Origin of the sequence: Nocardioides marmorisolisilvae (genome assembly GCF_031656915.1) — a bacterium.
Taxonomy (GTDB): Bacteria; Actinomycetota; Actinomycetes; order Propionibacteriales; family Nocardioidaceae; genus Marmoricola; species Marmoricola terrisoli.
This window is the reverse complement of the sequence record NZ_CP134227.1, coordinates 3,613,940-3,635,736: the sequence shown is the minus strand read 5'-3', so window position 1 is coordinate 3,635,736 and position 21,797 is coordinate 3,613,940. Positions and strand designations below refer to the sequence as shown.

Here is a 21,797-nt window from a genome sequence, read left to right as displayed (position 1 = left end):
TGCTGGCTAGGCGCGCTCGAGGATCAGGTCCGCAGCCTTCTCAGCGATCATGACCGTGGGTGCCTGGGTGTTCGAGCTCACGATGCGTGGCATGACTGATGCGTCTACTACGCGTAAGCAGTCGATCCCGTAAACCTTCAGCTGTGGGGAGACGACCGCGGCATCCGTGACGCCCATCGCGCACGAGCCGACGGGGTGGTATGAAGTGCGGCCGTGTGCCCGAACGAAGCGCACGTAATCGTCCGTGGATCGCAGCGTCGCGCCACCTGCGAGATGCTCCGCCTTGATGTGCCGCGCCATCGAGGGCTGGGTCATGATCTCTCGGCTCTGCCGCACACCCTCGACACTCATCTCGACGTCGTAAGGATCGTCAAGGTAATTGGGGTCGATCAACGGGGGATCCAAGGGGTTCCGCGAACTGAGCCGCACGCTGCCGCGACTTCGCGGACGGGTGAAGTAGGAGTTCAGCGTGACCCCGTAGCCATATCGTGTTGCGGCGATGCCTGCTTCCACCCCCGCAGCGGGAAGGAAGTGGAACTGAATGTCCGGGATGGTGTGCCCTGGCTCGCCGTAGCTGAAAGCTCCGCCTTCAACCACCGTGGAGGCCAGCGGACCGCGCCGGTACGCCAAGTACTGCAGACCCGCAGCAGCCGTCGCCGGCCGCACTCGGCTCAGACGATCCATGCTCTGGTACTGCTTCAGCTCATAGATGATGTCCAGGTCGCAGTGATCGTGGAGGTTGGCTCCGACACCAGGAAGTGAATGCAATATGTCGACACCGGCGGACCGGAGCGCTGCCGGGTCGCCGATGCCCGAAAGTTGAAGGATTTTCGGTGAGTTGTACGCACCACCCGAGACAATCACCTCCCGAGAGGCGTGGAAGCGCTCCGGCCTCCCGCCACGGATCACTTCGACCCCAACAGCCCTCTTGCCAGCCAAGACGACTCGGGCGACATGGGTCTGCGTGAACACGGTCAGGTTCCGCCGATGACGCGCGGGTCGGAGGTAGCCAACCGCGGCGCTGCACCGCCTGCCGTCCTTTGTGGTCGTCTGGTAGTAGCCCACGCCATGCTGGCTCGTGCCGTTGAAGTCTGCGTTGTAGGGCAGGCCATATTCTTGCCCGGCTCGGACGAAGGCCCTCGTGAGCGGGTGCGGGTTGGCGAGGTCTGAGACACCGAGAGGTCCCTCGGTGCCGTGGAGGGGCGCGGCGAGGCGCTCATTTCCCTCTGACCGCAGAAAGTACTTGTCGACTTCCTTGGCTGACCACCCGTCGCAGCCGTACTCATGCGCCCAATCGTCGTAGTCCTGCCGGACGCCACGAGTGAAGACCTGAGCATTGATCGAGCCGCCCCCACCAATCACCTTGCCTTGCGCTAGCGGGATCACGCGGTCATCACAGTTCTTCTGGGGGACGCTGCGAAACCCCCATTCGTATGGTCCAGCGGTGAGCTTCGCGAACCCGGCGGGTATCTGGATCAGCGGATTGCGATCACTTCGACCGGCCTCGATCAGCAGGACTGAGATCTCGGGATTCGAGGTCAGGCGATTGGCAAGGACACACCCAGCCGTGCCGCCGCCAGCAATGATGTAATCGAAGGCAGTCGAATCAGGCATCAGGAACCTCCCGTAGAAAACGCTTTCTGTACCGTACACGTCCCGACGCCAATGCTGTCAAGCCTGCCCGATCAGACCTCGACAGGGGCCATGGGTTCCGTTTGCCATCTAACCGCGGGTGTAATCGCTTTCCCCGCCGTAGGTGGGCGTCGGTTGACCCACACATCGCGTCCAATGCCTGTGCGGCGGCGCTCCGGGGATGACCAGTCCTCCAGCTCGAAGTCACGCGAGCACGAGGTAGCGCTCGAAGAACTCGATGAGCTTCCCGAGTTCAGCTCCGCGTCCCGGCGCTCTGCAATGAACAGGCGCTAGTCGTGACCCGCATCGTCGCTCACCGACTACAAGTCGACGAAGGCCCACGATCAGCGCGCGCTCCACTGAGACTCGCGCCGATCACGCCTCACGTGAGCGGGCGTAGGCAACGATGAGATCCGTCACGGCATCCAGAGCCGCACGGCCGATCTCCTTGGACATGCCCTCCGGATCGCCCAAGACCCCGTTGGGCGCCACTGTGTGGATGCCCTCTTCGAAGCATCGGCGAAGGAACTGGTCGTTCACCTCACCTCGGTACCCCGCGGCAGCACGGTCCCGGCGCACGACGCTGGGATGGAGTTCGAGCATCACCGACGTCTCCGCAATGTCGGCATGGCCGCCCACGTGCTCTCCGAGCCCAGCGATTGCCTGGGCAGCCTCGCGCCATGCTCGGAGGATCGCTGCACTGTCGGTATAGACGATTATCTGCAGGCGCGGTCCGAGGGTTGCGGCCAGGCGCGGTGCGAAGTCGCGCATGACCGGGTAGTTGCCGACGTGAGCGGAGAACAAGACCACACGTTCGAACCCGTGCGTTTCGAGCGAGCTGCAATAGTCCAGGCAGAGGGCTTCCAACGTGGATGCGCTGACCGTCATGGTGCCCGGGAAGCCGAGATGATGGGGGGAGTAGCCGACCCTGATAGTCGGCAGGATCAGGGCGTCACCAAGCCGCTCGGCGATGCGGACCGCGAGCGCATCCGCATGTGCACTGTCCACGCACAGCGGCAGGTGAGGTCCATGCTGTTCTGTCGCACCCAGCGGGAGAATCGCCGTGCGCGCTCCGGCTGAGATTGCTCCGTGGATCTCAGCACTGGTCAATTCCTCGATCCGTCGCTCGTGGAACTCGCTCATCTCGACCCCGACGTCTTCACTCCTGAGTCGCGTCCAGGAACTGCGCGTGGTGCGCAATCTCATCGTGATCTTCGCGGCCATACATCTCCGCGACCAAGGATTCGAACGACTTGTGGACTTGCGTGCGCCGGATGGTGCCCTTGAGCGTCAGCTCACCTTCATCTGCCGAAAGCGGTCGCGAAGGAGTTCGAAAGTCTTTAAGTTGAAGTGGCCGGGCGAGTTCAGCATTGACCTCCGCGATCCATGAGCGCGCGGCCTCCGAGAATGCCTCTTCAGTTAGCGCCTTGCCTTCCTCACTCGGCCAGATAAGCACTGTGAGGTATTTTCGCCCATCACCAATGACGACGGCCTCTTCGATGAGGGGGCCAGCCTTCAGCCGTACCTCGATCGGTTGCGGGCTTATCGTCTTGCCGCCGGTGGTGATGATGATGTCTTTTACGCGACCGATGAGCCGAACCTCGCCGGATGCGTCGATCTCGACAAGATCGCCGGTCCGGTACCAGGAGCCGTCCATCGCCGATGCGGTTGCCTGTACGTCGTTCCAGTATCCGTCGAACATCAGTGGCGCCCGCACCATGAGTTCTCCCTCGTCGTTCGTCTTGATTGCCCAACGGTGGTCCGGCATGCTTTTCCCGACTGTGCCTGGACGAGGGAACGCACGGTCCCATTGGGCGAGGACCGAACCGCAGGTCTCGGTGGTGCCGAAGAGTTCGCGCAGATCAAGGCCCCACACCTGCCACAGGGCGGTGACTTCAGGGGTCATGGCACCGGATGCGGTCCATGAGACCTCGATTCGGTCGACGCCCACCTTTGCCCGTAGCGGTAGGAAGACTAGCTTGAGCGCGACGCTATAGAGAGCGCGCAGATGCCACAGCACGCGCTCCTGCTTCCAGCGCCGTGCACACACTTTGCGGCCGACAATCATCGCGAGGTTGTAGGCAAGCCTGAACGGTGCCGGCGACGCATTGAGCTCGGCGAGCGCCTCACTGAGCAGCTTTTCGTGTATGCGAGGTGGCCAAACCGCGGCGGTGGGTCGTACGCCGATGAGGGCCTCGGCTCGTTGGTCCATCCTGCAGAACGTGACCACCAGGCGGGTCATGATCGGCACATAGACGCATAGGAGTGCTGGGGCAACGTGTGACAGGCCGAGGAAGCCCACGAGATCGTGACGAACCGTGCCGACCTCTGGATAGTTCATCCCGAATGTGAGCACCGCGTACTGCAGGCTCCTGTGTGTGTGCGTGACTCCTTTGGGCGCTCCGGTGGACCCGGATGTGTAGAACAGCGCGGCGGGCTGATCGATGTTTCCTGCTTCGACCAAGTCATCGAAGAGTGCCGGGTTTACGAGCCCGTGGTCACGTCCGGCTCGGCGCAGTCCGTCCCACGACTTGCCTACTGTCGAGGGAGCGAGGCCGACCGGTTCGGCACCGAAGCTCACCACGGCCCGAAGGGTCTCGATGTCGGCAGCGATGTCAACGATCCTGGGCATAGGCTCGGAGCCGCCGTAGAAGATGGCGGTCGCGCCGCTGTGCTCAAGGCCCTGCCTGACTTCGAGTACAGAACTCGTGGGGTATACGCCGACGGGGATCGCGCCTGCTGACAAGATTCCCAGCGCCGCCTGAACCCACTCGGCACACGCTTGCGACATGATCGCCACGCGGTCGCCGGGTTCGACACCGAGGAGGTTCAAGCCGAGCGCGACCTCACGCGCCGCCGTCGCATACTCGCTCCATGTCGTCGGGACCGCGCGGTCGCCGTTCCAATGGCAGAAGGCAATCTCGTTCGGCTCCGCGGCGGCGCGGTCCTTCAACAGCTGTGGGAATGTGCGTTCCAGAGCCGTGAAGCCGGCGATGGTGGAGAGCGCGGGCGCGTAGGGCGTCGCGCCGCCAATCGGTAAAGAAGTGTTTGACATCGTGATCAGGCTCCCACCCTCTCGATATGAACGAGCGGCATTCTGGCTGTCCTTGCCGGCGTCCGTTGCCAGATCCGACTCCCTCGGGCTTCTGGTTGCGAGGGCGTCAGCGGTCCAGCGACCACCCTCATCTGTTTCGTTGTTCCCACCCCCCTCGGAGGCGCTTGGCGACGGGATCGTCGAAGTAGGCGCGGGCATTCTCGAGCGCGAGTTCACAACGTCGCTCGTCGCCGGAGTCGGAGAGATCATTCACGGCGCGCTTCAGCGCTGCGTACAACACGGGCGCCTTGTCACCCGCAGACCGCGCATGAGCAATGCCAGTCTCCAGGAGTGCATTCGGCTCGACGATCGCGTCGACCAGGCCGACCTGGGTAGCGCGATCGGCATCGATCAAATCGCCGGTCAAGAGCAGGGCGCGCGTAGTCTTCACGCCCACCAGGCGAGCAACTCGCTCGATTCCCTTTTCTGCTGGGAGCAGGCCGTGGTTGATCTCAGGGAACCCGAACCGTGCATGGGGCGCCGCGAGCACCAGATCGGCAAACATCGCGTATTCGACGCCGCCGCCAACGCAGTATCCGTTCACGGCGGCAACAACCGGGCGCGGGTACCGGTCCATCGCGACGAGCATCCTGTGGAACTCGCGCATGCGGTCCTCGATCTGGCTGACATCGGCTCCGTCCAGTTCCTTGATGTCACCTCCGGCACAGAAGAAACGCTCGCCACCTCCCGTGATCACCACGGGCGGCGGCTCTCTGACTTCCGCGAAGGTGTTGAACAGGCAAGCAATACCGCGGATCACGTCGCGGTTCATCGCATTTGCAGGCGGCCGGTCGAGAGTCACAATGACCACGCCATCGTGCTCGTCGGTGCACAGTCCTTCGACCTCCTCGATGGTGGAGCTCGGCATGTTTGCTCGCCCCCTACAGGTGCGCGGGTGACTGTTCGAAGGAGTGGCCTTTGCCCCGAGCTGATGGGTATGCCGGCGCTCGGCCCTCACGGAACGCCTGCCTTGCCTCTGCATAGTCCGCACTCGCGAAGCCGATCGTTTCCAGCGCAGCGGAGAGCTCCTGCTGAGGCAGCGCATTCGTCAGCCACCCTGTGTTCAAGGAGCGTTTGGTCCAACGAATCGCTTGCTGCGAGCCCCGGGCCAGATCCGAGGCGATCTCCAGCGCTCGTTCCAGTACCCGTTCCTTCGGCTCGACGAGACTGACGAGACCAATGCGCTCGGCCTCGATCCCTGTCAACTTCGCCGAGGTGAGTTGGTAGTACTTGGACTTTGCCATCCCGACAAGCAATGGCCAGATGAGCGAGGAGTGGTCACCGGCGACAACCCCGATGCGAGTGTGCCCGTCCGAGAGGACCGCATCCTCCGCAGCGACACTGATGTCCGCCAGCAGCGCCATCGACAAGCCCCAACCCACGGCGGGGCCGTTGATCGCCGAGATGACGGGCTTGTCCATGTTGAGCAGAGTTGTGATGCGCCGCCTCTCGGTCTCGGCGAGGGCGATTGCGTCATCAAGCGACGGATCGGGCTGGCGGACGTCCATCCCCGTGCAGAACCCCCGCCCGGCACCCGTTATGACCGCCACCCGCGTCTCAGGGTCGCGATCGACGTCTGCCCAGATATCCGACATGACCTGGAACATCGGCATCGTCAACGCGTTCAGACGCTCTGGGCGGTTCATCGTGATCAGCAGGACGCCGTCGGCCTTACGCTCAACGAGGACTTCTTCGGGGTACTTCGCGAAAATGTCTCCGGGGTCAAGTGTGTTCATCGCGGGTCTCCCACCGCTGCGTGCACGTTCTCAAAGGCCTCGAGCTCAGCTTGGTGCGCGGGCCTGGCCGCTCGGATGTCCACGAGGATCTCGTCGGACGAGCGCACTACAGAGCGGGGGTTCTTGAACGTTGGGATCACGTACTTGCCGAAGAGCTCGATCGACCTCATGAGTTCCCGGTGAGGCAGGCCGTCAATTCGCATCGTGATCGCATCGATGCCCATGTCGGCGAATCTCTTGACTTGCGCGATGCATGCCTCCGGGTCGCCGACGATAAAACCGGCGGAATCCTCGAACATGTAGCGCTGGTCAGCAAGGTCAATATTCTTGACCGCGCCCATGTACGCGTAGTCGCTGGAGAGCTGAGCCAGGCGGTCGTACCCCCCGGTCGACAGCTTGACCGTTTCGAACAGTGTCGACGCCCAGTGCCGCGCGTCCTCGTTCGTCTCCGCACAGTGCATGCCGCCTGAAATCACGGCCACCTTCTGGGCTTGGGTGGGGACATCGTGCTCCGTGGCATTGAGCTCGGCGTCGTAGATGTCGATCATGCTTTGCAAGAAATCGAAGCCGAGGTAGAACCCGCCCATCATCGCGCCGATGCCCATCTGCGCGGCAGCGCGCACTGATTCGGGACTGCCGGTCGCCATCAGAATCGGGGGGTGAGGCTGCTGGATGTGCTTGGGAACCAGGCTACGCGGTGGAATCTTGTAGTGCTCTCCAACAAAGGAGAAGATGTCGTTGGTCATCGCGCGGCGAATGACCTCGATGCCTTCGAGAAGTTGAGCCTTGTTCTCAGTTGGCGACACCTCGAACGCGCGGAGGGCGAGGGTCGTATTGCCCCGACCTACGCCGAGCGCAACCCGCCCGTTCGAAAGGATGTCTTCGGTGGCGAGGCGCTCCGCGACACGCAAAGCGTGATTGATCCGAGTGGGCAACAACGTCACCAGATGGATGAACTGGATCCGCTTCGTCAGCGCCATCATGTAGGGGTAGAGGACCTCTGGGGCAGATGTAGTCGCCGTGCCGATCGCTACATGCTGTTCGGATGTCCCAAACGCGTCGAACCCAACCTCCTCTGCCAAGAGCACTTCATCGATCAGCTCGCGATAACGCTGCTCATGGGTGTGCCCAGGGACGGTCTCTGCCTCGCTCATGAAGATGAAACGCATCTCTACCCAACCGCCTTCGACTAAGACCACTATGAATGTGAATCAGAATTAACCTAGCCTGCGAGTCGCTGGATGTCAACGGATCGAACCGCGTGACGCAATCGCACGAGTTTGTGCCTTGTATCGCGACCTCTGGGCGCGGAGCGCCACGCCCTGAACGGACATGCTCGACCTCCGCGGTAGTGCACGAGAAGTGATGCCGCATTCACGTTCTTGTGGGTAGCATCGCGCGCCAAGGCGTGCGCATGGGACTGAGCGGGGCAGGGCCTGCAACGCTCTTAACGCGCGGTGAGGGTGTGGAAATGGCTGTCGTGAAATACGAGCGGAGCGACCGCCTCGTTCACTGCTGCACTGCGGACCTCAAGGAGAACCACATCGTGGTCGCCCGCCTTGATTGATCTTGAGATCGCGCAGTCGAGCCAAGCAGCTGCATCCGAGAGAAACACCGAGGTGGAGTTGCCTGCAAACCACGGGACGCCGGTGAACCTCTCCTCTCGCCTACCAGCAATCTGCAAGCACACGTCTTGATGGGTCGAAGCCAGGACCGATACCCCAATGCGGCCGCCGTCGGCGGAAAGCATCGGCCAGGTCTGAGACGTGTGCTGCACGCAGATCGACACAATCGCCGGTTCAAGGGAAACCGAAGTGAACGACGTCGCCACGATGCCCACGGGCTCACCATCGCGCAGTGCGCATACAGCGGCAACGCCCGTTGGATAGCGACCGTAGAGCTGGCGGAGCTTGGATTGATCCCGAAGGTGATCCCCAGAAACGACCGGATCAAGACTCGCCATCAGCACCCCCTGCGTCATCCCGCGCCTCCTCGGGAGAGGATCACTCTTCGGCAACTGTCCGCCGGACCTCCGAGTCGTGAGCACCCGGCACGCACGACCACGCTGCCTCTCGTTAGCCTCGATGGCGAGGAGCCGCAGTCCGTCCACTTCATCGCAACCCTCCGTCCCGCGAACCGAATCTGTTAATCGAAATTAACACATGTGAAGCGTCAACGCTAGGGTCGACCACAGGCACTTCCGCAAACAGTCCAGCGACAGCAGGCCGGCAGTCTCGCGTGGGTCGGCGAAGATCTGTCGATCACCGCAGGTGAATGCGTGGTAACCTCTGGCCGTGATGGTGGCAAGGCGAGCAACGCGCGGTTCACTGTCTTGACGCAAGGTGGCGAGGATCGACCGTGAGTGCTGACCAAGTTCCTGTCGCATGGCCTGGGGCAGTCAGAAAGCGTTCGCGCCGCGAACTTCTGATGGAGGTCGCCGCCGACTTGTTCCTCCACTATCCGTACGACCAAGTCACCGTGGGAATGATCTGCGCGAAGGCAGGCATCTCCGGGCCCGGGCTGTACCGGCACTTCAACAACAAGCAGGCGTTGCTCATCGCCGTCGTCGAGGCTCCGTTGGACTTTCTCCACGATGCGGCGCTTGCCATTGCCGAGTCCGAGCCCGACTCTCGTGCCGCGTTGGCAGCGATGGTCGACTTCCATGTCAGGTCGATCATCTCCGGGCCCCCGACGACGCTGATCTTTCTCAAGAACGAGCTTGCGTTCCCCGAGGCGGACCGCCGCCGCATTCGGCGCGCGATGAATCTCTATGCCGAGGAGTGGATCGCTGTTGTCGCCCCGCTGCGACCAGATCTGTCGGACCCAGAGGTGCGGCTGCTCACGCAGGCGGTCTTTTCGATGCTGAACTCGGTCGCGACGCTGAACAAGGGGGTCGATCGGGACTCGATCCTGAAGACGATGTCGACAGCGGCAGTCCAAGCGTTGACCTCGACCCGAGCAGATTGATCCGGAGACCGCCCTCGTCTTGAGGAGCGACGCTTAGGTCGGTCGCGGCGAAAGTGTCAGACCTGACGGCATTCGGGAGGTCCCGACGCTCAGTCCGAGCACGATCAGGCTTAGCACATATGGCAGCGCCAGCCACAACTCACTGGGCAACGTGATGTCAGCTGACAAGATCCCACACGCTGCGACAACTATCGCGACGACGGCCTCGAGAAGGTGCGCGATGCGGAACAGCTCATCGCGGCCTCGATGCGAGTAGATCAAGTGGGCAAGGATGGCGATGGCGAACACAATCCACACCGATCTTGGCACGCTGGGCAGACCCTGCAGTCGCAGTTGAAGGGACTGCGCGGCACCGAAGATCAGGCACGCCAGGAACGCGCCCTTGGCTCTCCACTGGCCGAAGAAGATCGCGGCGAGTGCGAGGTAGCCGCGGCCCGAGCTCATGCCATGTACGAAGAAGCCCAGTTGTGCGACCGAAAGGAAGGCGCCGGCAAGGCCGCCCATAGCTCCGGACAGGAGGAGTGCCTGCCAGCGCAGTGCCCTCACCTTAAGTCCGTTCGCGACAGCCGCCACCGGAGCCTCGCCGCTGGCGCGCACCGCGAGACCCCACGTGGTCCGGTAGAGGACGAATGCAGCGAGCGGCACGGCGAGGTAGGAAACATAGACGAGAACGCTTTGGTCGAACAATGGCCGCCCCAGGAACGGGATGTCGCTGACCACCGGTACCGACACACTTTCCATGGGCTTGAGTGAAACGGTTGATGTTCCACCGAACCGGACATCAAAGATGTACGACGTTGCGCCCGTGGCTAGCAGAACCATGCCGATGCCAACGACGAGCTGGTCTGCGCCACACTGAATGGATGCGATACCCATCCCGGCTGCCAGGAGGAGGCCCGCCCCGACACCGCACGCGACGCCGATCCACAGGGAGCCGGTCGCCACTTCAGCCCAATATCCGAAGAACGCACCGGCGAGGATGTACGCCTCGAGCCCGATGTTGAGCACCCCTGCCCGCTGTGAGACCAATTCGCCTGATGCAGCCAACAGCAGCGGAGCTGCGGCCACGATAGAAGATGCGAGCCATGTCGCATCAAGGACGTTCATTGCGTCACCTCGCGTGCTGACCGAACGGTGGCGCGGTTCGGAAGCGCGTCTCGAATGGTCAGCCATGTCCTGCGGATGACGCCGGTCCGCAGGTTGGCTGCGGCGGCAACGGCGACGATGACCAAGCCCTGCACTATTCCGACAAGCGCGGAAGGCACGGCCAGGTTCGCCTCGGTGAGCGCGCCTCCCTGGTCGACTCCGGCGAGGAGGATCGCGGCCGGAATGCATGCGATTGCCGAGTTGCCCGCGAGTAACGCGACCGCGATCCCCTCCAGCCCAAATCCGCCGTCGACGCCGTCGACCAAGTTGCCGAGCAGGGAAGACAAGACGAGCGAGCCGCCGGCGATACCGGCCAATCCACCCGACAACAGCATCGCGACGATGCCGACCGTGGACGTATTGATGCCTACGTGCTGGGCGGCCTCTGGATTGTCACCGGACATCCGAGCGCGCCATCCGAAGGTGGTCGAGCGCAACGCCCATGCGACCACGCACGCCAGCCCGATCGATAAGAGGATGTCGTAGTGGAGGGGCGTCTCAGAAATGAGCGTCGGCCACCGGGCGCCTGAACGTACCGGCGAGGTTTGCGGTAATGATTGATGTGGCTCGTTCAACGGCCCGCGGATTGCCCACGCTACGACTTGAACCATCATGAAGCTCATCAACAAGGTCGAGATGATCTCGGGTACCCCGCGCCAATGTGCAAGGGCAGCAGCGAGCCCGGACAGCACAGCACCACCTAAGCTGGACGCGATGACAGCGGCGACCAGACCGACGTGGCTTCCACCGGTGGGAAGGTAGATGCCAACGACCGTGGCACACATGGCGCCGCCGAGCATCTGACCCTGAAACCCGATATTGATACGCCCGGCCCGAATGGCCACGATCCACGCGAGTGCAACCAGCACCAGCGGCACGACTTCATTGAGCGTCGCGGCCCATGCTTGACTCGATCCGGCAGCGCCAACAAGCATGGTGCGCAGGCTCGCCTTCGCTGGAAACCCGCTGAGTCCGATGCACACGATGCCGACAGCAAGGGCGGCCGCCGCCGCGAAGACAGAGCTGAGAAGTTGACGCAGGGCCGTAGATGCCGACTTCATCGCACATCCTCGCCCGTGGACACTGAGCTAGTCATGAGGAGACCTATTTCCTCCTTGGACAGTGCCCCGCGGACCCAGGGTTGTGACAGGTGCCCGTCGGACATCACCGCGATCCGGTCAGACAGCGTGAGGATCTCATCGAGGTCTGAAGAAATGAGCAGGACTGCTCCGCCAGCGGTTCTGAAGCGTTCGATGGCCTTGTACACGAACTCGACTGCGCCCAGATCTAGTCCTCGCGTTGGTTGCGATGCGATCAGAAACGACGAGGGGCGGCCGAGTTCGCGTGCGATGACAATCTTCTGCTGATTGCCGCCCGACAGGCTGCTGGCCGGGTGTTTGACGTTCGCCGCGACGATGCCGTATTCGGCGGCCACTGCTTCCGCATGCATCCGGATCTCCGGGCGCCGCAGGATTCCAGCACGGGTGAACCGCTTGACGTCTTTGCTGATGAGATTGTCGGCGACCGACATCGCCAGGTTGAGACCTGTTTGCTGACGGTCCTCAGGGATCACGGCCCCTCCGGCATCGATATATGCGGCGACCGAGCCGGGCGTGAGGGTATGCCCGTTCAATGCAACGCAACCGGTCGTCTGCAGTTGCATACCCGACATCACCCGCACGAGCCCCGTCTGCCCATTGCCATCGACACCGGCGACGCCGAAGATTTCGCCGCGCCGGATCGAGAACGACACGTCCTTGAGCGACGTGCTTCGAACTGCGGTATCAAGGCAGATCCGGTCGGCCCGGAATACGACATCGCCAACTGCCGGTGCCATGAGGGCCGTTGGCAGGCTCACGTCACGGCCAACCATCATTCTGGCAAGCTCCGCCGTCGTGACGTCCTCCGTGTGAACTACTCCCTCGACCCGTCCGTTGCGCAACACGGCGCATTGCGAAGCGACTTCGATGGCTTCGGCGAGTTTGTGGGTGACGATGACGATGCTCTTCCCTGAGCCAGAAAGGCGCTTGAGGATCGCGCCCATGTCCCGCCATTCCTGTTCGGTCAAGACCGCGCTGGGCTCGTCGAAGATCAACGTGTGAAAGTCGCCGCACAGCAGCTTCGCGATCTCGACTCGTTGCCGCTGCCCGACCGATAGATCCTTGATGAAAGCGTCTGGCTCGAGGTGAAGGTCGTATTCCTCCGACAAGGATCGCAGGGCGTTCTTGACCTCGGACGCAAGGCGGTTTGAGGACCAGTGGCCCGAACGGGTGAGGGCGATGTTTTCCGCGACCGTCATGTCGTTGACGAGCATGAAGTGCTGGTGGACCATGCCGATTCCAGCCCGCTGCGCGTCCTCGGGCCGACGGAAGCTCCGCGGCGTGCCTTTGACTCGGATCTCGCCTGAGTCCGGCCGGGTCAAACCACACAATATGCTCATCAGGGTCGACTTTCCGGCGCCGTTCTCTCCCAAGATCGCGAGCACTTGCGCTTCAGGGATGGCGAGACTCACGTGATCGTTGGCGACAACTTCTCCATAGGTCTTGCAGATCTTGTGAGCTTCCAGCGCGAGCGTCGTACCTGTTGCGCCATGAGCCACCGTCACGTGAGTTCGCCATCCCTTCCGGATGCCTGATCGCTGCTGGTCAGCTCGTCGGAACGATGACCGCGCTGGAGTTGACCTTCGCGGTCAGTTCCTTCACATAGGCGGCTTCGTTCGCGATCGATGAGCACAACCCCACAGTCTGAATTCCGTCTTCAAGGCCGATCTGTTTGCCACCGGCGGGGAGTGACTTGTTCACGAAGCTCTTGACCTGGAATTCGACTAGTGCGCTGTAGTTCTCGTCGGCGAACCCCACGCCGCCCCCGGTGCAGCTGCGCAGGGAGCCGGTAAAGACCTTGACGTCCTTTCCAGAGCTCTTCGCCGCTTGGAGGACGCCAGTCCAGCCCGAGTCGAGGAATGCATCGACCACGTCGGCGCCGTTCGCGAACTCCGCAGCCGCGGCCGAGGACGCCGCTGCAGGATCGGCATATGAGCCAGCGAAGCTCGACTGGACCTTGATACCGGGGACTGCGTATTTCGCTCCGGCGGTGAATCCCGCCTTCGCCTGGGTTGACGGCGGATCCTGGGGCCCGCCGACGAATGCGACCGTCCCCGTCTTACTCAACTTCGCCGAGATTGCGCCGATCAAGAAGGCTGAACTGGCGAAATTGATGCCGTAATAGTGAAAGTTGGCTGGCACATCCTTGGAGGCTGGTGGCTGCGAGCCAACAAACTCCACCTTGGGATACTGCTTTGCGATCTGGGCGCCGACGTCGGAGAACTCGCCAGAAGACAGCAGGACGAGGTCGTTCGACTTGGCCAGGTTGGCGAACCCGGTCTGTTGCTGAGCAGGCGTCTTCAGGTTCTGCACGACCGAGATCTTTCCGTCGTACTTTTTCGCCGCTGCCTCCAGTCCGTCGTAATACCCTTGGTTGAAGCCCTTGTCATTGATGGGCCCATTCAGCGCCAAGCCGATCCGCAGCTGGCCCGAACTGGTGCTGTCGTGAGAGTTTGCGCCCGAGCTGGTGCCTTTGGTTCCGCTGGTGCTCCCGCATCCAGAGAGTCCCATGGTGATCGCCACGCTCAGCGCCACCACAGCGCTTGTCTTGCGTCGCATTTCGGTCTCCAATTTCTTGTGCGCGTTTGTTAGGGGCAACGGTGCGTTCGATGTGATGCGACTGCCTGCGTTCCGGCGCTTGGCTAGCAAACGCAGACCTCTCTCAGAGCTTGGGGATCTGTTTGTTCCCGTGCTCCAGCCCCCTCCCGGCCTTGTGTGCCAGGGGACCGTCATCGATGAAGCTGTCCTCGTTCGCAGCGGCCCTGTCGCAGTCGCGGTGCTCAAATGACGGACAGACGGAGTTTGTCGCTCCTCGGCTGTGAATTAGGATTAACCTAGAGTTGAAGTGTGATCTTGTCAACACTCCAGCCGTTCGATGTCCGGAAGTCCCACATCGACGGCGCATCACGGGCAAACAGACTGTCCTCGCTGACGGGGAGGTCCCGAGCGGCATAGGTGAAGTTTGGTTCACATAGTTGAACGAGGCAACGGGGCCTCACGTCGATCGGCGCGGAATTGCGCCGAGTGCTGGTGTGCCCGGGTGGACCTCAGCGGTTCAGCAGGCCGAGGGCCGCATCGACGATGGCGGCAGCGTCAATGCCGTGGATCTGGTAAGCCTCGTCGAGGGCGCTGGACTGGCCGAAATCGGTGACTCCCAAGCTGCGGATTGGATCGCCCCTGACACCGGCGAGGAAGGCCAGTGTGTGCGGATGCCCGTCTAGCACCGCCACGATCGGGGTCGGCGTCGTTGCTGGGAACAACTCCCCGACAATCGACCCCCCGTGACCGGGCACTCGGAGTCCTCGCTGCTGGAGGGACCGGAACACCAAGTCCGGGCTTGTCAGACAGACCACCCCCGCAGTGAGGTCGTAGGCGCTTAGCGCGTTCGCCGCTGCGATCACCTCGGGCATGATGGCACCGACTCCAACGAGGGTGACGTCGTCGGTCGCGGAAGACCGCAGCCTGTATCCGCCGGAGATCGCCTGGCGGCGACGACGTTCCATCAGATGGCGGTCATCGGAGGGCTCGGACAACTCGGGTGGGATCGGACGTGTGGAGAGGCGGAAGTAGTGGGAGGTACCCCCCGGAACTCCAACGCTCTTGATTGCGTGCAAGAAGGTCCACTCAAGATCCTGGGCGAACGCCGGCTCCCACGCCACACAGCCGGGTTGCTCCAGCCCGATCGAGGGCGTGGTTATCGACTGATGCGCACCGCCCTCAGGCGCAAGGGTCACTCCGGACGGCGTGCCGACCAGGATGGACTGCCCACCGGCATAGATCCCATAGGACCAGGGTTCGAGCGCCCGTCCAACAAACGGGTCATACAGGGTTGCGACTGGGATCAGTCGTTGACCCCACCGGCTCCAGGTCGTCCCGAGTTCGCCAAGTAGCCCGACGAGGTTCACCTCGGCGATTCCCAATTCGATGTGCTGGCCAGTCATCTGCTCCGACCAGCGCAGTACGCGATCGGGGTCGTCGGCGAACCAGTCGTGGCGGCTGTGCGCCGTCCAGACACCGGTCTTGTTGATCCAGCCGCCAAGGTTGGTCGACGACGCGACGTCGGGGCTGCAGGTCACCAACCGTTGCGCGACCTCCGGCGCATCGCGCACCGTGTCGGCCAGCAGGCGCCCCAGGGCGGCCTGCGTTGACAACGGCTTGCGGTACGGGTGACCGAGCGAGGTCGGCACATTCAGCCTTGCTTCGTCCACGGCCGGCGTTCGTTGCAATGCGGCACTGCGCTCACGACAAAGCTCGTGCTCAGGGGTTCCGGGGTCGAACGGGCGCCAGGGATCGTCCATTGACATTCCAAGGCTGTCCGCCAGCGCGTGCATCTGCATCTCGGAGAGCAGAGCCGAGTGGTTGTTCGGATGACCTTCCGTGGGCAGTCTGTTCCCCTTGATCGTGTACGCGAACACGACGGTGGGTCGTTCCGGATCTGCGTTGTCGAACGTGTCGACCAGGAGCTCGAGATCGTGCCCTCCAAGGTCTCGAACCGCCGCGGCCAGCTCCGCTCCACTAAGGCTCGCCACAAGTGCGCGCAGCGCATCGCTGCCCCCGGGGGTCACGACACGATCGTGCAGTTCCGTCTCGGGCGCGCGGAGGATGCGCTGGTACTCCTCGTTGGGCATCTCCGTCAGCCGGGCGCGTAGTTCTTCGCCCGCGGGGCGGGCGAACAGCGCCTGCAGTTGACGACCCCAAGGAAGGGTGATGACCTGCCAACCGGCAGCAGCGAACATGGCTTGTAGTCGGTAGGTTTGGATATCGGGGACCACCCGATCTAACGATTGACGGTTGAGGTCAACGACCCACATGAGTTCGCCGAGCGAAGCCACCGAGGGGTCAGCCACGGCCTCCCAGATCGCGCCCTCGTCGAGTTCGGCATCGCCGAGGAGGCTAATGAACCTCCCTGCTCTTGGTGTCTGCGGGAAGTGGGAAGCAACGTAGCGGTGCGACATAGCGGCCCAGAGCGCCGCTGTGGCCCCGATCCCCACCGAACCGGTTGAGAAGTCGACGGAGTCAGGGTCCTTCAAGCGACTCGGATAGCTTTGCAGGCCGCCCTTCTCTCGGAGGGTCGGTAGGTACTTCGGGTCCAGGTCGCCCAGCAGGTAGTTGATCGCGTGCAGCACCGGCGCGGCATGCGGCTTCACCGAGACGCGGTCCTCGGCCGTCAAGCAGTGGAACCAAAGGGCAACCATGATGTCGACCATCGACGCGGAGGAGGCCTGATGACCCCCGACCTTGACACCGGTGTTGTTCGGTCGCCCGCGATTGGCCGCGTCAACAATGGCCGTTGACAGCCACAACACCTGGTCAGCGACCCGCCGCAGCACGGTGGCCTTGCTGGTCGGCGGCGAAGCGAATTGCTCCGGGAAGCTCAGTTGGGTCACGTCGCGTCCTCTCAACGGCGATGGGAAAGGATGACAGCCGCACCCCAGCCGATGGGGTACCTGAGCACCTTGAAGGCTCGATTCGGTTGATTGTGGGCGGCTCGTCTGGCATTGTTCGCCCTTGATCACGCTCCTAGAGATCGAATCATGCTGAGGGGATTGTGCCGTGCTCGATGAGACAGATCGGCGGATCGTCGAACTTCTCCGCAAGGACGGCCGTGCGCCGGTTGCCCAGATCGCGCGGGCGGTGAACCTGTCCCCGGCACCGGTCGCCCGCCGAATCGAGCGCCTCGAACACACTGGTGTCATCCGGGGGTACACAGCCCTCGTCGACGATCGCCTTGGAGGCGCCGTCGAGGCATTCACCGAGATCCGGCTCGAGGGCAGCGCGGAGACGGGTGAGATCGCGCAGATTCTCAAGGACGTGCCCGAGATCGAGTCCTTCTACACGATCGCTGGCGATCCTGACGTCCTTGTGCGGATACGCGTCGAGGACGTCGATCACCTGCAGCGCGTCGTCAACAAGATGCGACGCACGGGGCGACTGACAGCCACCAAGACTCTGATCGTCATGTATTCATGGAATCGCGCCGGATGACGCGGCAGCCTTCAGAGGCGCGCCCGTAGCACGTACTTCTGGATCTTCCCGGTCGCAGTCTTGGGCAGCTCGTCGACGAGGACGATCCGTTTGGGCACCTTGAATCCGGCGAGTTTCGTACGGACGAAGTCGATGAGTTCAGTCTCCTCGATCCGAACGTTATTGCGCGCAACGACAAACGCGGCAGGCACCTCACCCCAGTGCTCATGCGGCATCGCAACGACCGCCACCTCGATAACGTCGCCATGCGTGGACAGGGCCTGCTCGACCTCAATGCTGGCGATATTTTCACCGCCGGAGATGATGATGTCCTTGGACCGGTCCCGTAACTCGATGTAGCCATCAGGGTGCATCACGGCGAGATCCCCGGAGTAGAACCAGCCATTGCGAATGGCCTCGTTCGTCGCTTCGGGATCCCGGAAATAGCCGCGCATCACATTGTTGCCACGCAGGGCCACCTCGCCGACCGTCTCCCCGTCGGCGGGCACATCGTTACCGTCGTGTCCAACCACCCGAGCGTGACCGCCGAGGACGTTGGCATTGCCCTGACGCGCCTTCAGCCTTGCCTGCTCCGCGGCGGGTAGCCGAGACCATTCGGGCTGCCAGTCGCAGACCGCTGCTGGCCCATACGTCTCGGTCAGGCCGTACAAGTGCGTCACGTCGATGTTGAGGTCGGCAAGCTTCGAGAGAAGCGTGGGTGAAGGCGGCGCACCTCCCGTGGCAACTCGCAGGGCCTGCTCGGAGATCACGGGCCGAGCGAGCTCATGCCCAATCAGGCTGATGAGGACCGTGGGTGCGGCATTGAGGTGCGTGATACCGAGATCGTGGACGAGCTCCCAGATGCGCCCCGGATCGACGGCATCGAGACAAACGTGGGTTCCGCCAACGGCGGACACGGCCCATGGGTACGTCCAACCGTTGCAATGAAACATGGGCAACGTCCAGGGGAATCGCGTCCCCATACTCAGATGATTGTGCGCGACCATAGCGAGCGCCTGAAAGTACGCACCCCGATGGTCGTACATCACCCCTTTTGGGCGACCAGTCGTGCCACTTGTGTAGTTTATCGACAAGAGATCGTGTTCATCTGGAATCTCGCGCATCGTAGGCTGCGCTGACGCGATGCTCCGCTCATACTCCGTTGCGCTCATCGCCGGCACATCGAATTGCGCTGCCAAATCTGCGAGGACGTCGTCGACGAGAACTAAGCTCACGCCGGCATGAGCCAGCAGCGGAGCAATCTCGATGGGTTTGAGGCGGTGGTTAATCGGAACCAGGACGGCCCCCACCGCCGGGACCGCATAGTGGGCCTCCAACATCATGAGACTGTTACGCGCCAGGGTGGCAACGCGATCCCCGGCGCGGATCCCACGGGCTTCTAAGGCTCCGCCAGCGCGGCGACATCGCTCGGCCATTTCCGCATAGGTGAAGCTGCGGTCGCCGTCAATGACGGCAACGCGGCCAGCAAACATGGCTTCTGATCGCCGGAGAAACTCCAGGGGTGTTGCTGCTACGTGCATATCACTGCCTCTCGCTGGTTCCAGTTCGAGAGAAGCCTCAGTCGGCATGAGCAAATCGTCCGGTCGCTCGTGGCCGCTTACGCCGCATCATCGGTCGTATGGACATCCATCGATGCTGTCTTGTACTTTGTCAACGGCCAAGTTGCGGTCCCCGCTGGTGGCCAACTGAAAGTCCCCACCCTTCGCGGTGAGTTCAGCTGGTCTTGAGTCGTGTTCCTCCGTTCGCTCGGGCCTGTTTCATCCGGTAGGAGTCGCCGTCGGTGACGACGGTGTGGCAGTGGTGCAGGAGCCGGTCGAGCATGCTGACCGCGGTGGTGTGCTCGGGCAGGAACCGTCCCCAGGACTCAAACGGCCAGTGCGACGCGATCCCCAGCGAGCGGCGCTCGTAGGCGGCCGCGACGAAGCGGAACAGCAGCTGTGCCCCGGTGTCGTCCAGCGGGGCGAACCCGAGCTCGTCGACGAGCACGAGGTCATGGCGCAGCAGGTTCTCGATGAGTTTCCCGACCGAGTTGTCGGCCAACCCTCGGTAGAGGGTCTCGACGAGCTCTGCGGCGGTGAAGTACCGGACCCGGTGCCCGGCCTCGACCGCGGCGATCCCCAAGGCGATGAGCGTGTGGGACTTCCCGGTGCCGGCGGGCCCGATCAGGCAGGCGTTCTCCGCAGCGCGGATCCACTCCAAGGAGGAGAGGTAGTCGAACGTCGCGGCCGGGATCGAGGAGGCGGCGACGTCGAAGTCCTCCAGGCGTTTGGCGACCGGGAAGGCGGCTTGTCGCATCCGGGTGCGGACGTTGGACTCGTCGCGGGAGGCGATCTCGGCCTCGACCAGGGTGCGGAGGAACTCCTCGGGCTTCCATCGTTGGGTCTTCGCGGTCACCAGCAGCTCGGGTGCCAGTCGGCGCATCGCGGCCATCTTCAACCGCTTCAGACCCTCGTTCAGGTCCGCGGGCAGCGGCGGCGGAGTCGTCGCGGTCACGACACCTCACCGCCCTCGAGCCCCTCGATCGGCGGCTGGATGGCGTAGGCGTCCAGCGACCTGGTGGGCACCGTGGGCAGGGTCATCACCAGCGCCTGACCCGCGGGTGTGGGCCTGGGGCCATGTCCGTTGGTGGCCAGGATCGAGCGGACGTCGTCGGCGCGCCAGCGGCCGAACGCGACCGCTCGCTCGAGTGCCGCGAGGAGCGGGCCGGTGCCGTGCGCGGCACCCAGGGTGAGGACCTCGGCGATCTCGGTGCCCAGCTTGGTGACCCCGGCCGCTGCGGCCCCGGTCAGGAACTGCTCCGCGACTCCTCCCAGTGCGAGGAACTCCCGCTCGGCAGGCGTCCTGGCGCGTGCTCCCCGGGCCGGCGTGGTGGGGCGTGGCCGGTCGTAGTGAGCATCCTCGATGCTGACCTCGCCCGGCGCCACCAGCCCGTGTTCGGCGTGGACCTCGCCGGTGACCGGCTCGACCACCCGCAGGATCCGGTCGCGTTCGTCGACCAGCACCGTGACGACGGTGCCGATCAGCCGGTTCGGCACCGAGTAGCGGGCCGAGCCGAACCGGATGCAGGACAGCTTGTCGACCTTCCGGGTGGTCGGCTTCGGACCGACCTCCAGCCGCAACGACGGCAACTCGCCCAGCAACTCGGCCTCGGTGGCCAGCCGCTGGACCGGAACCGCGTGGATCTCCGAGTGCACCGCCGCGTTGACCTCATCGCACCAGGCGACGGCCCGCTCGTTCAGACCTGCCAGGCCACCGGCCCACGGGTCGTCGTCGAGCTCGAGCGGGACCAGCAGGTCGTCCTTGGCGTAGCCGACCAGGTTCTCCACGATCCCCTTGGACTCCGGGTCAGCGGCATGACAGAAGTCGGGCCGGAACCGGTAGTGGGTCGCGAACCGGACGTAGTCCGGCGACGGGACGACAACGTTCGCGACCACGCCACCCTTCAAGCAGGCCATCCGGTCGGCGAGCACGACCTTCGGGACGCCGCCGAGGGCCTCGAAGCACTCCGCCAGCATCGCCAGCGTGGTGGCCTGCTGCTCATCGGCGGCGAACCGGACGAACCGGAACCGCGACCACGCCAGCACCGCGCAGAAGACGTGGACCTTGCGGCCCGCGAGGACCTTCTCACCCCAGTCGATCGCGAGGACCTCGCCGGGCGACCAGACAGCCGGACGGCGGCCACCCGCACGGACCTGACCCTGACGCCACTCCCGCTTCGCCTGGGCGACCAGGCGCCGGAAGTTGCGGTCCGACCCTTCATAGCCCGCCGCCCGGGCGGTCGGCAGCAGCCGCTTCGCGCTGATCCTCCCAGCAGTCTTGGCGACCTTCTCCGCGACCAGCTCGGCCACGCTCTCGTAGTTCCTGCTCCGCTGGACCCGCACCGGCGGCGCCGAGCCCACACCGCTGGCCTCGTGGGCCTCGATGATCCGTCGCACGGTCTTGTGGGTCGTGCCGCAGATCGCGGCCGCTCCCCGGTAAGTGCCCACGTCTCGGTAGGCGGCAATCACGTCCATTCGTTCCTTCGCGTTCTTCAATGGAGACCCCTGCGTGGTGCTCGGTGACTGGTTGGCACCGCCACCGTCACCACGCAGGGCCCTCACCGTCGGCTACGACACGACGCGAAGGGTGGGGACTTCT

Annotated in this window: 17 protein-coding genes; 2 read left to right on the top strand and 15 right to left on the bottom strand. The window is 63.5% G+C overall.

Annotation, left to right across the window (positions count from 1 at the left end):
• Positions 1–6: 6 nt before the first annotated feature.
• The 7 genes from Q9R13_RS17485 to Q9R13_RS17455 all read right to left on the bottom strand — a co-directional run bounded on the left by Q9R13_RS17485 (position 7) and on the right by Q9R13_RS17455 (position 8,443).
• A complete protein-coding gene (locus Q9R13_RS17485; protein ID WP_310962452.1) occupies positions 7–1,614 on the bottom strand; it encodes a GMC family oxidoreductase in 1,608 nt (535 codons plus the stop codon).
• Between the two features lie 393 nt (positions 1,615–2,007).
• Entirely contained in the window at positions 2,008–2,775 is a 768-nt protein-coding gene (locus Q9R13_RS17480; protein WP_310962451.1) for a creatininase family protein, read from the bottom strand.
• Positions 2,776–2,791: 16 nt separating this feature from the next.
• Positions 2,792–4,687, bottom strand: coding sequence for an AMP-dependent synthetase/ligase (locus Q9R13_RS17475; RefSeq protein WP_310962450.1), 1,896 nt, complete (start codon positions 4,685–4,687; stop codon positions 2,792–2,794).
• A 127-nt stretch (positions 4,688–4,814) separates the two neighbouring features.
• Positions 4,815–5,594, bottom strand: a complete 780-nt coding sequence (locus Q9R13_RS17470) for an enoyl-CoA hydratase/isomerase family protein (RefSeq protein WP_310962449.1) — start codon at positions 5,592–5,594, stop codon at positions 4,815–4,817.
• A 13-nt stretch (positions 5,595–5,607) separates the two neighbouring features.
• Positions 5,608–6,462 (bottom strand): enoyl-CoA hydratase/isomerase family protein, encoded by an 855-nt coding sequence (locus Q9R13_RS17465; protein WP_310962448.1) that lies wholly within the window; start codon positions 6,460–6,462, stop codon positions 5,608–5,610.
• Positions 6,459–7,631 carry an LLM class flavin-dependent oxidoreductase gene (locus Q9R13_RS17460; protein ID WP_310962447.1) on the bottom strand — a complete coding sequence of 391 codons (1,173 nt, stop codon included), beginning with the start codon at positions 7,629–7,631 and terminating at the stop codon, positions 6,459–6,461. The genes Q9R13_RS17465 and Q9R13_RS17460 overlap by 4 nt, the downstream gene beginning before the upstream one ends.
• Positions 7,632–7,909: 278 nt before the next feature.
• Entirely contained in the window at positions 7,910–8,443 is a 534-nt protein-coding gene (locus Q9R13_RS17455; protein ID WP_310962446.1) for a flavin reductase family protein, read from the bottom strand.
• A gap of 377 nt (positions 8,444–8,820) precedes the next feature.
• Here Q9R13_RS17455 and Q9R13_RS17450 point away from each other — a divergent pair, with 377 nt between their 5' ends.
• Positions 8,821–9,429, top strand: coding sequence for a TetR/AcrR family transcriptional regulator (locus Q9R13_RS17450; RefSeq protein ID WP_310962445.1), 609 nt, complete (start codon positions 8,821–8,823; stop codon positions 9,427–9,429).
• Between the two features lie 33 nt (positions 9,430–9,462).
• Here Q9R13_RS17450 and Q9R13_RS17445 read toward each other — a convergent pair whose 3' ends face one another.
• The 5 genes from Q9R13_RS17445 to Q9R13_RS17425 form a co-directional block, all read right to left on the bottom strand.
• On the bottom strand, positions 9,463–10,536 hold the full coding sequence (locus tag Q9R13_RS17445) for an ABC transporter permease (protein WP_310962444.1): 1,074 nt from the start codon (positions 10,534–10,536) through the stop codon (positions 9,463–9,465).
• On the bottom strand, positions 10,533–11,636 hold the full coding sequence (locus tag Q9R13_RS17440) for an ABC transporter permease (RefSeq protein ID WP_310962443.1): 1,104 nt from the start codon (positions 11,634–11,636) through the stop codon (positions 10,533–10,535). The genes Q9R13_RS17445 and Q9R13_RS17440 overlap by 4 nt, the downstream gene beginning before the upstream one ends.
• The gene (locus Q9R13_RS17435; protein ID WP_310962442.1) at positions 11,633–13,180 is read right to left on the bottom strand and encodes an ABC transporter ATP-binding protein; all 1,548 of its coding nucleotides are present in this window, start codon (positions 13,178–13,180) and stop codon (positions 11,633–11,635) included. Before Q9R13_RS17435 ends, Q9R13_RS17440 begins: the two co-directional genes overlap by 4 nt.
• A gap of 40 nt (positions 13,181–13,220) precedes the next feature.
• Complete coding sequence (locus Q9R13_RS17430; protein WP_310962441.1) at positions 13,221–14,234, bottom strand: BMP family ABC transporter substrate-binding protein; 1,014 nt, start codon at positions 14,232–14,234, stop codon at positions 13,221–13,223.
• A 488-nt stretch (positions 14,235–14,722) separates the two neighbouring features.
• A complete protein-coding gene (locus tag Q9R13_RS17425) occupies positions 14,723–17,062 on the bottom strand; it encodes a transketolase-like TK C-terminal-containing protein (protein ID WP_310962440.1) in 2,340 nt (779 codons plus the stop codon).
• 166 nt (positions 17,063–17,228) lie between these two features.
• On the opposite strand from Q9R13_RS17425, the gene Q9R13_RS17420 reads away from it, so the two are divergent.
• Entirely contained in the window at positions 17,229–17,660 is a 432-nt protein-coding gene (locus tag Q9R13_RS17420; RefSeq protein WP_310962439.1) for an Lrp/AsnC family transcriptional regulator, read from the top strand.
• An 11-nt stretch (positions 17,661–17,671) separates the two neighbouring features.
• Here the strand turns inward: Q9R13_RS17420 and Q9R13_RS17415 are convergent, their stop codons facing one another.
• The 3 genes from Q9R13_RS17415 to istA form a co-directional block, all read right to left on the bottom strand.
• Positions 17,672–19,228, bottom strand: a complete 1,557-nt coding sequence (locus Q9R13_RS17415) for an AMP-binding protein (protein ID WP_310962438.1) — start codon at positions 19,226–19,228, stop codon at positions 17,672–17,674.
• Positions 19,229–19,373: 145 nt separating this feature from the next.
• Complete coding sequence (gene istB / locus Q9R13_RS17410) at positions 19,374–20,153, bottom strand: IS21-like element helper ATPase IstB (protein WP_310961606.1); 780 nt, start codon at positions 20,151–20,153, stop codon at positions 19,374–19,376.
• Positions 20,150–21,694 carry an IS21 family transposase gene (istA, locus tag Q9R13_RS17405; protein WP_310962437.1) on the bottom strand — a complete coding sequence of 515 codons (1,545 nt, stop codon included), beginning with the start codon at positions 21,692–21,694 and terminating at the stop codon, positions 20,150–20,152. The genes istB and istA overlap by 4 nt, the downstream gene beginning before the upstream one ends.
• Between the last annotated feature and the right edge of the window lie 103 nt (positions 21,695–21,797).

What these genes read in the sequence shown, in the direction of transcription:
- Q9R13_RS17430 (WP_310962441.1), bottom strand. Translation starts at nt 14,234, where the DNA reads ATGCGACGCAAGACAAGCGCTGTGGTGGCGCTGAGCGTGGCGATCACC.
- Q9R13_RS17445 (WP_310962444.1), bottom strand. Translation starts at nt 10,536, where the DNA reads ATGAACGTCCTTGATGCGACATGGCTCGCATCTTCTATCGTGGCCGCA.
- Q9R13_RS17470 (WP_310962449.1), bottom strand. Translation starts at nt 5,594, where the DNA reads ATGCCGAGCTCCACCATCGAGGAGGTCGAAGGACTGTGCACCGACGAG.
- Q9R13_RS17460 (WP_310962447.1), bottom strand. Translation starts at nt 7,631, where the DNA reads ATGCGTTTCATCTTCATGAGCGAGGCAGAGACCGTCCCTGGGCACACC.
- Q9R13_RS17465 (WP_310962448.1), bottom strand. Translation starts at nt 6,462, where the DNA reads ATGAACACACTTGACCCCGGAGACATTTTCGCGAAGTACCCCGAAGAA.
- Q9R13_RS17475 (WP_310962450.1), bottom strand. Translation starts at nt 4,687, where the DNA reads ATGTCAAACACTTCTTTACCGATTGGCGGCGCGACGCCCTACGCGCCC.
- Q9R13_RS17415 (WP_310962438.1), bottom strand. Translation starts at nt 19,228, where the DNA reads ATGCCGACTGAGGCTTCTCTCGAACTGGAACCAGCGAGAGGCAGTGAT.
- Q9R13_RS17440 (WP_310962443.1), bottom strand. Translation starts at nt 11,636, where the DNA reads ATGAAGTCGGCATCTACGGCCCTGCGTCAACTTCTCAGCTCTGTCTTC.
- Q9R13_RS17480 (WP_310962451.1), bottom strand. Translation starts at nt 2,775, where the DNA reads ATGAGCGAGTTCCACGAGCGACGGATCGAGGAATTGACCAGTGCTGAG.
- Q9R13_RS17485 (WP_310962452.1), bottom strand. Translation starts at nt 1,614, where the DNA reads ATGCCTGATTCGACTGCCTTCGATTACATCATTGCTGGCGGCGGCACG.
- Q9R13_RS17455 (WP_310962446.1), bottom strand. Translation starts at nt 8,443, where the DNA reads ATGACGCAGGGGGTGCTGATGGCGAGTCTTGATCCGGTCGTTTCTGGG.